The following is a 12,232-nucleotide window of genomic DNA, read 5'->3' as shown; positions in this document are numbered from 1 at the left end:
GCGGGGGGTTCCGGCCCGGGCAGTTGTTCTACCGAGGAACGAAAAAGCTATGATTGACCTGCTGTGGTTCTTTTTTCATTGGTGGCTACACACGCCGACATCGATCTTGAGACCGTTGCTCAGTTGAGCAACGGTGCCTCCGGGATCGCCACATCCGCTCTCTCCGGATCGCCGGCTGTGACGGGTGCGGTTGTCCTTGCCACCTGCAACCGCTACGAAATCTACGGCGAGGCGTCCCACGCGGACGACGTTGAGGCCGCCCGCGCAGCGCTTGTGGCCCAGATCAGCGACGTCAGCGGACTCAGCGAACCATTGGTTTCCCGCTCCTTCAGCACCCGCACCGGCCCTGAAGTAAGCCAGCACCTCTTTGCCGTCAGCGCCGGACTGGATTCCGCCGTCGTCGGTGAACGCGAAATCGCGGGCCAGGTCCGCCGGGCCCTCATCACCGCCCAGCACGAAGGTACTGCCAGTTCCGGGCTCGTCCGGCTGTTCCAGGCCGCGTCCAAAACAGCCAAGGACGTCGGCGCCCAGACTGCACTCGGATCGCGGGGCCTGTCCATCGTGTCGGTGGCACTGGACCTGGCAACTGATCTTTCCGAGGACCCTGACTGGTCCACGAAGAAGGTGGTGGTCTTCGGCACGGGCGCCTACGCCGGTGCCACGATGGCGCTGCTCCGTGAGCGGGGCTGCACGGACATTTCAGTCTTTTCCTCCTCCGGCCGCGCCGAAGGCTTTGTGGCCACCCGCGGCGGCACCGCCCTTGACTCCGAAACGCTCCGTCCTGCCGTCGCTGCCGCGGACGTGATGATCGGCTGCAGTGGCTCGGACACCCGGGTGGAAGCCGACGAGCTCGCCCTCGTGCGCGCAGATTCGTCACAGCCACTGATTGCCATCGACCTGGCCCTCACCCATGATTTCGACCCCGGCGTGGGCGAGCTGGAAGGCGTTGAGCTGTTGACCCTCGAATCCGTGCGCCTCGCCGCACCGCAGGAGCAGGCTGAATCACTGGCCCAGGCAAGCGGCATCGTCAGCGGCGCCGCCAAGGCCTTCGAGCAGGAGCGGGAGGCCCGGTCCGTGGATTCCGCTATCGTTGCGCTGCGGCGGCACACCATGAACGTCCTGGATGCGGAGATGGAAAAGGTCCGGGCCCGGCACGGCTGCACTGCGGCGGCTGAAGAAGTGGAGTTCGCACTTCGGCGCATGGTCAAGCAGCTGCTTCACGTTCCCACCGTGCGCGCCCGCGAGCTCGCCGCCAACGGCCAGCAGGACGAGTACGTCGCCGCGCTTGAGGCCCTCTACGGCATCACCGTGGAGCAGCCGGCAACCCGCGCCGTTTCCCAAGCTGAGTGCCCGGTGGACCACGAGGGCCGCGAAAGCGCCTAACCGGCCCAGCGGCTCCTCCCGCGCAACGCCCCATCTCCTGCGCTCTTTCTCCCCACGCTCTCTCACTCCTCCAAGGTAAGTGAGAGAGCGTGCTTCAAGAAGGTGCGGTAAGTGGGAGGGCGTCCTTCAAAGAGGTGCGGAACGTGATGGCGCGTTGGGGAGGGCGCTCCGGCCTTAGTAGACGGGTTTGTTGGGTTCCACCTCGCGCACCCAGGCGAGGATCCCGCCGTCGAGATGGCTGACCCGCTGATAGCCGGCTTTCCGAGCCGCTGCCAGGACGTTCGCCGAGCGGGTCCCCGCCTTGCACAGGAACACAATGTCCTTGTCCTGCGGCAGTTCCTGCCAGGCTTCCCCGGCAAGTATCCGTCCCTGCGGGATGAGCACGGCGCCGTCGATCCTGACAATGTCGTATTCCCCAGCTTCCCGCACATCCACCAGCTCAAAGTCCTTGAGGCCGGCCTTCCTGGACGCGAGCATGGTGGCCAGCTGGGTAGCCGTGACGGTGTGTTCCGTATCCGCCTGCGCCGCCGGCGTGATGCCGCAGAACGCCTCATAGTCCGTCAACTCCGTGATCGGCTCCGCCGCCGGATCCTTCGAGACACGGATTTCACGCCAGCTGCCGCCCAGGGCGTCGAACAAGGCCACCCTGCCCAGCAGAGAGCGCCCGACGCCGGTGATCAGCTTCACTGCCTCAGTCACCATCAGTGATCCCACGGCAGCGCAGAGCATGCCGAACACCCCGCCCTCGCCGCACGAAGGGACGGAGCCTGCGGGTGGCGCCTCAGGATAAAGGTCCCGGTACGTGGGCCCGTGCTTCTCCCAGAAGACGCTCACCTGCCCGTCGAAACGGAAGATGGAGCCCCAGACGTAGGGCTTGCCTAGAACGGCGGCAGCGTCGTTGACCAGGTAGCGGGTGGCAAAGTTATCGGCGCCGTCCAGGATCAGGTCGTAGCCGGCGAACAACTCCAGGGCATTGGAAGCGTCCAGCCGGACATTGTGCAGCCGGACGTCCACCAGCGGGTTGAGGGCGGCGATGGCGTCACGCGCCGACTCGATTTTCGGACGTCCAACGTCAGCGACCCCATGGATGACCTGGCGCTGCAGGTTGCTGAGATCAACGGCGTCGTCGTCGATGATCCCCAGCGTACCCACACCCGCGGCGGCAAGGTACAGCAGCGCCGGGGACCCAAGCCCGCCGGCGCCGATGACCAGTACTTTGGCGTTCTTGAGCCTCCGCTGCCCCAGTGCGCCGATCTCGGGAATGATGAGGTGCCGCGAATAGCGCTCCACCTCGTCGGGAGTGAGCGCACCTGCCGGTTCAACCAGCGGAGGCAGTGAAATAGTCGAAACATTTGCGGTGAATGTCGAAGCCATACTTCAATGTATGCCCCGGCATACCGCCGGGTCATATTACCCCGACGTAGAGTGGGGGTAACTGCAAGGGAAAGAAGGACAACTGTGGTCCATGAAGCACGGGCTGACCGCCCGTCCGCAGCCGAACCGCAAACCGCCTCGCGCCCCGCCGGGCAACGGTCCGCCCGGCTTCCCCGGGACGAGAGACGCGCCCAACTCCTTTCCGCAGCACAGGAAGTCTTCGTTGCCAACGGTTATCACGGCGCCGCGATGGACGAAATCGCCGAGACAGCCCACGTCAGTAAACCGGTCCTGTACCAGCACTTTCCCTCGAAGCGGGAACTGTACCTGGCCCTGCTCGAAAGCCACCTGGCATCCTTGACGGATCTGATGCTGGGGGCGCTGAACTCCACCACCGACAACGATGAACGCGTGCAGGCCGTGATGCGGGCCTATTTCCAGTTCATCGCCAACGATGACCAAGCCCACCGGCTCGTTTTCGAGTCAGACCTCATTAACGATCCGGATGTCAGCTCACGGCTCGAGACCTTCAACCGGACCTTCGCGGATGCTATTGCACGCGTGATCGCTGAGGACACCAAACTTCCCCATCTGGAGGCAGAGCTCCTGGGCCGCGGGCTCGCCGGGATGGCGCAGGTCAGCGCGCGGTACTGGCTCGAAACCGACGGGAACCTGGACCTCCATGTGGCCAGCGACCTCATCTACCGTTTAGCTTGGCGCGGAATCTCTCGCTTCCCCAAAGAGTCCTAGACTACAAATAAGACATAACCCGAGTAACGTGAACCGGCTGGGAGGCCCCCTGTGGAAATTAAGATCGGCGTGCAGAATGTTGGCCGCGAAATCGTCCTGGAATCAGTCCAGGACGCAGACTCCGTAGCCAAGGTTGTAGAGGAAGCCATCACCACCGGCAGCGAACTGCGACTGAAGGATGACAAGGGGCGCCTGATCATTGTTCCCGGCAAGGCCCTGGCCTACGTCGAAATCGGCGCCGAGGAACAGCGCCGCGTAGGGTTCGGCCAGTTCTAGCCCCGTGCCCCGCAAAGGGGCATGCACTCCAAGGAGAAACATGCTTTCGCTGACGATTGTGGTGCTGGTGACAGCGGCCGCAGGTTTCATCGTCTGGGCCAACGACAAGCGGCACACGAAATACGGCGCCGTCCTGCCGGCCGGCGTTGCCGTGGGGGTGGGAGCTGCCACCTGGATCATCCTTATAGCTTCGGGCTTCGGCTACCTGCCGGGCATGACCTGGGTACCCTGGGTCCTGCCCATGGTGTTGGGCTCAGCAGCGGCGGTTGCAGTGGTCCTTTACTTGGGCCGCACGAGGGCCAGGCATGATCTGGAACGGCTTACTGCCGCGCTGAAGCTTTAGCCGGGAACCACGGCCCCTAACCAGAACCACGCGCCCGGCATTCAAGCACGGCTGTGACCACTGCCTTTCGGGCAGTGGTCACAGCTGTTTAAGCGGCAGCGGGGTGCTTCGCAGGCTCCGCAACTGCGCGGACCGCGGCGGCGGCTTCACTTACTGCCTCGGCCGCGCCCACGTCGCGTGCAGTGACTTCTCCTCCGGCGTCATGCGAGGTGTACAGGAGGAAAACCCGGTTGTACCGCCAGTCCAGGTCCGGGTGATGGTTCTGTTCCTCGGCAAGGCGCCCTACGGCGGCAATCAGCTCAAGTGCGGCAGCCGCGGTCGGCATCTTGTACACGGTCACCAAGGCACCTTGGCTGTACCGCCAGTCGGTCAGGACGGCCAGTGCGTCCTCGAGCCGCTCGGGCGAAAGAATGTCCTTGCCGGCCATGACTGCTCCTCGCCTCGGCTGGCTTCCACGGCACCGGGAGCGGGCTACAGGAACTCTGCCCGGCCCTCCATGGCCGACGACGCCAGTGCATGTTCGCGGCGCGGGATCCTGCCCGCCGCTTTCGCCAGCCTACCGGCGATGACCGCATGTTTGAAGGCCTCCCCCATCAGGGCAGGATTCTGCGCCCGGGTTACCGCCGTCGCCAGCAGCACGGCGTCGCACCCCAGCTCCATGGCCAGCGCCGCATCCGAGGCGGTACCGATGCCGGCGTCCAGAACCACCGGAACCGAAGCGCGGGAAACGATCAGTTCAATGTTGTGCGGGTTCAGGATGCCCAGTCCCGTGCCGATCGGCGCCCCGAGCGGCATGACTGCGGTGGCCCCGAGGTTCTCAAGCCGCAGCGCGAGGACGGGATCATCGTTGGTGTAGGCAAAAACCTTGAAGCCCTTGTTGACGAGTTGTTCCGTGGCGTCCACCAGTTCGACGGCGTCCGGCAGCAACGTCTGCTCGTCAGCGATGACCTCCAGCTTCACCCAGTCGGTTTCCAGTGCCTCCCGGGCCAGTTCGGCCGTCAGCACGGCGTCCCGGGCGGTGAAGCAGCCTGCGGTGTTGGGCAGCACCCGGATGCCGTGGTTTACGAGCAACTGGAAGAGCGAGCCCGTCTCAGCGGTGGAGTACCGCCGCATGGCCACCGTGGTCAATCCGGTGCCGGAGGCCAGGAGGGCAGCCCCAAGGCCGTCAAGGCTGGGCGCTCCGCCAGTGCCCATGATGAGCCGGGATGTCAGCGTGACACCGTCAATGACCAGCGGATCGTCATAGCCCGCCACACGTGGAGTGGTGTTGGTTTCGGTCATGGTCTCAACCTCCCTGGACTGCCGTGACGAGTTCGACCTCGTCGCCGTCCGCGAGCGCGGTGGTAAACCACTGGCTGCGCGGTACAACCCCGGAATTGTGGGCCACGGCCACACCAAGCTTTTGGCCGTCCGTTGCCTGGCCGTTTTCGGCCAGGGGGCGGCCGGTGACCTGGCTGACGAGCACGGTGATGGAGGCACCCTCAGGCACAAAGTGCCGGGTTCCGTTCAAGGTGATGTTCATGCGGTTTCCTTTGTGGGCGATGTGTGGCTGAAGTGGTTGGATGCTGAACCGGTGGTTAGGCGGGCGCCCGCCTTGGTGGAAAAGCGGCCCGGGCTGAAGGCCGCCCATCGGGGGTCCTCGCGGCCGTCCAGAAGGTCCCGGCAGACGGCGGCTGCGGCCGGTGTCAGCAGGACGCCATGACGGAAAAACCCCGTGGCGATGATCAAGCCGGAAACGTACCCGTGCTCCCCGTTGGCCGCTGCCTCCGGGGCGGGAACCCGTCCCAGCAGGGGCGCGTTGTCGGGCGTTCCGGGACGGGCGCGGGCGGTGCATTCCAGCAGTTCGAGTTCGGCGACGGCGGGAACCAGTACCTGCGCGTCGCGGAGGAGCTGGTACACACCCCCGGCGGAAACGGCGTCCGCCCCGGACAGCGCATCCTCACGCTGGGTTGCCCCGATCACCACCGTGCCGTCCCTGCGGGGAACAATGTAGACCGGAACGCCATGCACCAGTCCACGCACGGTGGACGTCACCAGGGGCTGCAGATGCCGGGGCACTGCGAGGCGCAGGATGTCCCCGTAGACAGGCCGCAACGGCAGGAGCAGCTCATCGGGCAATCCTGCAAGAGCTGCTGCGTGCAGCCCGTTCGCCACCACCGTTTCGGCCGCCAGCACGGTTCCCCCGTCCGCCAGGCGCACGCCGGCAACAGCTCCGTCCTGCCACAGCAGTCCGGCTGCCTTGCCCGGTACCGCATACCCGCCGACGGCGCCGGGTGCTGCACTGCCCCACCCTGCGGCTGCAAACCTGTTCCCGCCGCCGTCATTCGTACCATGGCCAGCCAAGGCGGCCTGCAGGCAGTCAACCAACAGCCTTGGATCCACCTGGTGGTCGGCCGGCGTGTCCAGGGCGCAGGCGATCCCCGGGCTGAGCAGGGGTTCCCGTTCTCGCGCACCCCGGACGGTAAGCGGCTCTACGGAAAGGCCACTGGCCTGCTGGACGGCGCGCAGGTCCATCAGGGCGCGGCGGTCGGCGGCGTCGGCACCCACGGCGAGGGTCGGCGTCGTGATGTATCCCGGATCTGCTCCCGACGCTGCGGTAAGGCCGGCCGCAAAAGCCGGCCAGCGGGCCGAGGCATCCAGCATGAATTCCAGGAGATCCTCCTCCTGGTAGTGCAGCTCGCTCACCGGGGCAAGCATGCCGGCGGCGGCCCAGCTGGCCCCCGAACCCGGCGCGTCGTCGATCACCACCACGGAACGGCCGGAGCGCTTCGCCTCCCACGCGATGCCGTGGCCGATCACTCCGCCGCCGATCACCGCCAGATCAGCATGGATGGTGTTGTCCGCGTCAACGGTCAAGTGCTCTGATGGTGCACCCATGTGTCTCCTTCCCTACGCCGGTATTAGCCGGATCAGGTCAAGCGGTCGGCTCTGACGCCCTCTCAGCCCGGCGCTTTGTGACAGCTGCCGCGGGCTCCCGCAGTACGAGGCCAGTGTAGAGGAACTAGGCTTTCCCCCATGAATGTGTCCCAAACCCCTGCCGCCGGCACCGATGTCCTCAGCAGCGCCAAGATCAGCAACGGCGTCAACGCCGCCCGCCTCTACCTCTGCACCGACGCCCGCAGGGGCCGCGGTGACTTCGACCAGTTCGTGGACACAGCCTTCGCCGGCGGCGTGGACATCATCCAGCTGCGGGACAAGGCCATTGAGGCAGCAGAGGAGCTGGAACTCCTGGCAGTGCTCAAGGAAGCGGCAGAGCGGCACGGCCGGCTCTGGGCTGTCAACGACCGGGCCGACATCGCGGTGCTGTCCGGGGCACCCGTCTTCCACATCGGCCAAAAGGACCTCCCTTTGGACGCTGCACGCACCCTGCTCAATGGCAACGCCGCCATTGGCCTGTCCAGCCACACCCCGGACCAGGTGGACGCGGCCCTCGGTGCGGCCGCCGGCCCCGCCGGTCTGGACTACTTCTGCGTGGGTCCGGTGTGGGCAACCCCCACCAAACCGGGGCGGGCAGCTGTGGGACTGGAGCTGGTGAAGTATGCCGCCAAAGCTGCGCGGCTGGCGGAGCAGGAAGGACAGGACGACGGCGGTGTTCCCTGGTTCGCGATCGGCGGCATTGACCACGGCAATGTGGAGCAGGTGGTGGACGCAGGCGCACGCAGGATTGTGGTGGTCCGGGCGATCACGGAGGCCAGCGACCCCGCAGCCGCCGCCGCTGCACTGCTCGCCGTCCTGGATGCCCCCAAATCCTGATACCGCCGGCCCCTCATGTCCCCGGCCAGGGAGACTGCGGCCACTGAAGCGGGACGCTGCCAAACGCCGCTCCGGGCCCGGATGCCTGCATAAAGGCGCTGATTCCGGCTAGGCTGATTTTCGTGTCACACCATCGGCTGGCCCCCAACGTCCACGAGCACAACAACGCGCTTGAGGAAGCGCTGAGTGCCCTGAGGACGGAGCTGGAGCTGCCGGGCGCCTACCCTGAGGACGCAGTGGCTGATGCGAAGGCGGCAGTTGAATGCCTGGAGTTCCCTGCTTACGACCTCACCGGCGTCGAATTCATCACAATTGATCCGGCCTCGTCCACCGACCTGGACCAGGCACTGTTCATCGAAGCCGACGGCGACGGCTACCACGTGCTGTACGCCATCGCCGATGTGCCGGCATTTGTGACCCCCGGCGGCCCCCTGGACGCGGAAACACGCCGCCGTGGCCAGACGTTCTACGCCCCCGACGGTCGGATCCCGCTGCATCCTGAAGTGATCAGCGAAGAGGCGGGCAGCCTCCTCCCCGGCCAGGACTGTTCTGCGTTCGTCTGGGATTTCCGCCTGGACAGTTCAGCCGAGGTGACGTCCGTGGCCGTGAAGCGGGCCCGGATGCGCAGCCGCGCGAAGCTCAGTTATAAAGGGGTGCAGGCGGAGCTTGACGCCGGCACCGCCTCGCCGGTGCTGCAGCTCCTTAAGGAAGTAGGGCTCAAGCGCGTGGACCTGGAACGGGCCCGCGGCGGCGCCAGCCTGAATATGCCGGAACAGGAGATTGTCCAGCTTCCCGACGGCGGCTACCGCATTGCTGCCGCTCCCCAGCTTCCGGTGGAGGATTGGAACGCACAGATATCCCTCATGACAGGAATGGCAGCCGCCGGCCTCATGCTCGCGGGGAAGGTGGGCATCCTGCGCACCATGCCATCCCCGGACGAGCGCTCCTTGAATCATTTCCGGCTGCAGACAGAGGCCCTTGGCAAGCCCTGGGACGGGGAGGTCAGCTACGGCGAATACCTGCGCAGCCTCGACTCCACCGATCCCCGTCAGCTGGCCATCCTGCACTCAGCCGGCATGCTGTTCCGCGGCGCTGCCTACACAGCCTTTGACGGTTCCGTCCCGGAGGACGCAGTCCAGTCCGCCATTGGCGCCGCCTATGCCCATACCACTGCTCCGCTGCGCCGCCTCGTGGACCGCTTTGTCCTGGTGATCTGCGAGGCCTTGAGTAACGGCGGTGCCGTACCGGCCTGGGCACGGGAGGCACTTCAGTCCCTCCCCGAGATCATGGCCGGGTCCGACCAGCTGGCATCACGGATGGAGCGAATGGCCCTCGATACCGTGGAGGCTGCGCTGCTGGTTAACCACATCGGACAGGAATTCGATGCGATCGTGATTACCGGGTCGAAGCCGCAAAAGGAGAACGGGAAGAACGGCAACGGGAACGGGAAGAACGGCAACGGGAACGGCAGTTCGGGGGTCATCCAGATTGCAGACCCCGCTGTGACCGCCCGCTGCGCGGGGGAACTGGTGTCCGGAACCAAGGTCCGGGTCCGCCTGGTCTCCTCGGATATCGCGACGCGGGAAGTCCATTTCGAACTCGTAGAGTAGTGCCATAGAGGGCCGCCCGGCCGCGGAAGCCGGGATTTGGGCCGCCTGCGGCTAGACTGGAGAAGTAGAAATGGATGCCCGGTCGTTGATTTCCTTAATTTGAAACCAACAAGCCCGCCCCTACGCGATCTTGAGATACACCCGTTGGTCACCAGTGCCAGCATTTAGATAGCCCGCGATCGGCTTCCACTGGAATTGCTTGTGCGCCCAAGCGTGCTCCGGAACAGCCCATCGGCCGGCCCGTTGAGCAGGCAGCGCCACTGCCCAAATGAATAAGGAAACTCCACAGTGAGTGAATTGCATACCCACCAGCTTCTGACCGACGAGTCCGGCACCGAGACCATCGAGCCGGAAGAAACCATCATCTCGGACGAGAAGCCCCACGAGATCGCCGAAAAGTCCTTCGCCGACTACAACGTCCGTGCGGACATCGTGGAATCCCTGGCCGACGCCGGGATCACCCACCCCTTCCCCATCCAGGCCATGACCCTGCCGGTGGCCCTGTCCGGCCACGACATCATCGGCCAGGCCAAGACCGGTACCGGCAAGACCCTCGGCTTCGGCATCCCCGCCCTCCAGCGGGTGGTGGGCCAGGACGACCCCGGCTACGACAAGCTTCCGGTTCCCGGCGCCCCGCAGGCCCTTGTTATCGTACCTACGCGCGAACTCGCCGTGCAGGTGGCCAATGACCTGCAGACGGCGTCGCGCAAACGCAACGCCCGCATCACCACCATCTACGGCGGCCGTGCCTACGAGCCGCAGGTGGAGGCACTGAAGAAGGGCGTGGAGATCGTGGTGGGAACTCCCGGGCGCCTCATCGACCTGTACAAGCAGAAGCACCTGAGCCTGAAGAACGTCAAAATCGTCATCCTGGACGAAGCTGACGAGATGCTGGACCTCGGCTTCCTGCCGGACGTGGAAACCCTCATTGCCGGTACGCCGGCAGTACGACAGACCCTGCTGTTCTCCGCCACCATGCCCGGGCCCGTCATTGCGATGGCCCGCCGCTACATGACGCAGCCCACGCACATCCGCGCCGCAGATCCGGACGACGAGGGCCTCACCAAACGCGATATCCGGCAGCTGATCTACCGTGCCCACAGCATGGACAAAACCGAAGTTGTGGCCCGCATCCTCCAGGCGCGTGGCCGCGGCCGCACCATCATCTTCACCAAGACCAAGCGCACCGCCGCCAAGGTGGCCGAGGAGCTTGTGGACCGCGGCTTCGCAGCTGCCGCCATCCATGGCGACCTGGGCCAGGGCGCCCGTGAACAGGCACTGCGTGCCTTCCGCAATAACAAGGTGGACGTCCTGGTGGCCACCGACGTCGCCGCGCGCGGCATCGACGTTGACGACGTCACCCACGTCATCAACTACCAGTGCGTGGAAGACGAGAAGATCTACCTGCACCGCGTGGGCCGCACCGGCCGGGCCGGCAACAAGGGCACCGCAGTGACCTTCGTGGACTGGGACGACATGCCGCGCTGGAGCCTCATCAACAAGGCCCTGGGCCTGAGCGTTCCGGAGCCCATCGAGACCTACTCCTCCTCACCGCACCTCTACGAGGACCTGGACATCCCTGAAGGAACCAAGGGCCGCCTGCCGCGCGACAAGCGCATCCTTGCCGGGGTGGACGCCGAGGTACTTGAGGACTTGGGCGAAACCGGCAAGAAGAACGGCCGCGGCGGCCGTGACAGCAGCCCCTCGCGCGAACGCGACGGCCGGGAGCGCAGCAGCCGGGGCCGGGACAGCAGGGGCGGAAACCGCGACGACAGCCGCAGCAGCGGTGACTCGGCAGGCCGCACCGGGGAACGCCGCCGTCGTACGTCCGATTCCGCAGCAGCCCCCACGGCTGCCGCCGAATCCCCCTCCGCGGCCTCCACGGCATCAGAGGGCGAGCAGCCCTCGCGTGCCCGCCGCTCGCGTACACGCACCCGACGCCGCAACGGCGAGGTAGTGGCCGGCAGCGACACAGCGGCACAGCCTGGCAGCACCGAGGCCTAAACCCCTCAATGACTGACACTGTCTGGGCGCCGGACGGCAGCAGCCTGGTGGTACACGCGGACAACGCGGAGTTCCTCCCCTCGCTGCCGGACGGCGCCTTCACACTGATATATGTGGACCCGCCGTTCAACACCGGCAGGCCGCAGCGGCGCCAGCAGACCACCATGGTGGCCAACGCCGAGGGCACGGGCGACCGCGTAGGTTTCAAGGGACGCTCCTACGACACCATCAAGGGAGCGCTGCACCGCTACGACGACGCGTTCAGCGACTACTGGTCCTTCCTTGAACCACGGCTCGTCGAGGCCTGGCGCCTGCTCGCAGAGGATGGCACGCTCTACCTGCACCTGGACTACCGCGAAGTGCACTATGCCAAAGTGATGCTCGACTCGATCTTCGGCCGCGAATGCTTCCTGAATGAGATCATCTGGGCCTATGATTACGGCGCGCGGGCCAAAAACCGGTGGCCCACCAAGCACGACAACATCCTGGTCTACGTAAAGAACCCGGCCAAGTACCACTTCGACAGCGCCGAGGTGGACCGAGAGCCCTACATGGCGCCCGGGCTGGTCACGCCTGCCAAGCGCGAACTGGGCAAGCTGCCCACCGACGTCTGGTGGCACACCATCGTCTCCCCCACCGGCAAGGAAAAGACCGGTTATCCCACGCAAAAGCCCGAAGGGCTTGTGCGGCGCGTCGTGGCAGCGTCAAGCCGGCCAGGGGAGTGGTGCCTGGACTTCGT

General features: G+C 65.7%; 13 protein-coding genes and 1 riboswitch. Of the genes, 8 read left to right on the top strand and 5 right to left on the bottom strand.

Annotated features, from left to right (window positions below; translation table 11 throughout):
- The first annotated feature begins 63 nt into the window (after positions 1–63).
- Positions 64–1,383 (top strand): glutamyl-tRNA reductase, encoded by a 1,320-nt coding sequence (locus tag AC5RWX_RS24415; protein ID WP_494098873.1) that lies wholly within the window; start codon positions 64–66, stop codon positions 1,381–1,383.
- Positions 1,384–1,557: 174 nt separating this feature from the next.
- On the opposite strand, the gene moeB is transcribed toward AC5RWX_RS24415, so the two are convergent.
- Positions 1,558–2,757 (bottom strand): molybdopterin-synthase adenylyltransferase MoeB, encoded by a 1,200-nt coding sequence (moeB, locus tag AC5RWX_RS24410; RefSeq protein WP_494098872.1) that lies wholly within the window; start codon positions 2,755–2,757, stop codon positions 1,558–1,560.
- A gap of 84 nt (positions 2,758–2,841) precedes the next feature.
- On the opposite strand from moeB, the gene AC5RWX_RS24405 reads away from it, so the two are divergent.
- From AC5RWX_RS24405 to AC5RWX_RS24395, 3 genes are read left to right on the top strand one after another with little or no spacing between them, the layout of a single operon-like run.
- On the top strand, positions 2,842–3,507 hold the full coding sequence (locus tag AC5RWX_RS24405) for a TetR/AcrR family transcriptional regulator (RefSeq protein ID WP_458781551.1): 666 nt from the start codon (positions 2,842–2,844) through the stop codon (positions 3,505–3,507).
- Between the two features lie 51 nt (positions 3,508–3,558).
- Positions 3,559–3,783 (top strand): DUF3107 domain-containing protein, encoded by a 225-nt coding sequence (locus AC5RWX_RS24400; protein ID WP_494098871.1) that lies wholly within the window; start codon positions 3,559–3,561, stop codon positions 3,781–3,783.
- Positions 3,784–3,823: 40 nt separating this feature from the next.
- On the top strand, positions 3,824–4,126 hold the full coding sequence (locus AC5RWX_RS24395; protein ID WP_494098870.1) for a hypothetical protein: 303 nt from the start codon (positions 3,824–3,826) through the stop codon (positions 4,124–4,126).
- A gap of 88 nt (positions 4,127–4,214) precedes the next feature.
- Here AC5RWX_RS24395 and AC5RWX_RS24390 read toward each other — a convergent pair whose 3' ends face one another.
- From AC5RWX_RS24390 to AC5RWX_RS24375, 4 genes are all read right to left on the bottom strand, one after another.
- Positions 4,215–4,553: a 4a-hydroxytetrahydrobiopterin dehydratase gene (locus AC5RWX_RS24390; RefSeq protein WP_494098869.1), complete on the bottom strand. Its 339-nt coding sequence runs from the start codon at positions 4,551–4,553 to the stop codon at positions 4,215–4,217.
- A gap of 44 nt (positions 4,554–4,597) precedes the next feature.
- Positions 4,598–5,407 carry a thiazole synthase gene (locus AC5RWX_RS24385; protein WP_494098868.1) on the bottom strand — a complete coding sequence of 270 codons (810 nt, stop codon included), beginning with the start codon at positions 5,405–5,407 and terminating at the stop codon, positions 4,598–4,600.
- A 4-nt stretch (positions 5,408–5,411) separates the two neighbouring features.
- Entirely contained in the window at positions 5,412–5,648 is a 237-nt protein-coding gene (gene thiS / locus AC5RWX_RS24380) for a sulfur carrier protein ThiS (protein WP_494098867.1), read from the bottom strand.
- The gene (locus tag AC5RWX_RS24375; protein ID WP_494098866.1) at positions 5,645–7,003 is read right to left on the bottom strand and encodes an FAD-dependent oxidoreductase; all 1,359 of its coding nucleotides are present in this window, start codon (positions 7,001–7,003) and stop codon (positions 5,645–5,647) included. The genes thiS and AC5RWX_RS24375 overlap by 4 nt, the downstream gene beginning before the upstream one ends.
- A riboswitch (TPP riboswitch) is annotated at positions 6,996–7,114 on the bottom strand. Its footprint overlaps the gene before it by 8 nt.
- A gap of 27 nt (positions 7,115–7,141) precedes the next feature.
- Here AC5RWX_RS24375 and thiE point away from each other — a divergent pair.
- The 4 genes from thiE to AC5RWX_RS24355 all read left to right on the top strand — a co-directional run.
- A complete protein-coding gene (gene thiE / locus AC5RWX_RS24370; protein ID WP_494098865.1) occupies positions 7,142–7,879 on the top strand; it encodes a thiamine phosphate synthase in 738 nt (245 codons plus the stop codon).
- Between the two features lie 122 nt (positions 7,880–8,001).
- Positions 8,002–9,489: an RNB domain-containing ribonuclease gene (locus tag AC5RWX_RS24365; protein ID WP_494098864.1), complete on the top strand. Its 1,488-nt coding sequence runs from the start codon at positions 8,002–8,004 to the stop codon at positions 9,487–9,489.
- Positions 9,490–9,777: 288 nt separating this feature from the next.
- On the top strand, positions 9,778–11,493 hold the full coding sequence (locus AC5RWX_RS24360; protein WP_494098863.1) for a DEAD/DEAH box helicase: 1,716 nt from the start codon (positions 9,778–9,780) through the stop codon (positions 11,491–11,493).
- An 8-nt stretch (positions 11,494–11,501) separates the two neighbouring features.
- Positions 11,502–12,232: DNA-methyltransferase (locus AC5RWX_RS24355; protein WP_494098862.1), on the top strand; the 731-nt coding region annotated here is incomplete at its 3' end.

This window comes from Arthrobacter sp. SPT-J7, from assembly GCF_059089965.1.
This window is presented reverse-complemented; position numbering and strand designations above follow the sequence as displayed.

What these genes read in the sequence shown, in the direction of transcription:
- moeB (WP_494098872.1), bottom strand. Translation starts at nt 2,757, where the DNA reads ATGGCTTCGACATTCACCGCAAATGTTTCGACTATTTCACTGCCTCCG.
- AC5RWX_RS24395 (WP_494098870.1), top strand. Translation starts at nt 3,824, where the DNA reads ATGCTTTCGCTGACGATTGTGGTGCTGGTGACAGCGGCCGCAGGTTTC.
- AC5RWX_RS24390 (WP_494098869.1), bottom strand. Translation starts at nt 4,553, where the DNA reads ATGGCCGGCAAGGACATTCTTTCGCCCGAGCGGCTCGAGGACGCACTG.
- AC5RWX_RS24385 (WP_494098868.1), bottom strand. Translation starts at nt 5,407, where the DNA reads ATGACCGAAACCAACACCACTCCACGTGTGGCGGGCTATGACGATCCG.
- thiS (WP_494098867.1), bottom strand. Translation starts at nt 5,648, where the DNA reads ATGAACATCACCTTGAACGGAACCCGGCACTTTGTGCCTGAGGGTGCC.
- AC5RWX_RS24375 (WP_494098866.1), bottom strand. Translation starts at nt 7,003, where the DNA reads ATGGGTGCACCATCAGAGCACTTGACCGTTGACGCGGACAACACCATC.
- thiE (WP_494098865.1), top strand. Translation starts at nt 7,142, where the DNA reads ATGAATGTGTCCCAAACCCCTGCCGCCGGCACCGATGTCCTCAGCAGC.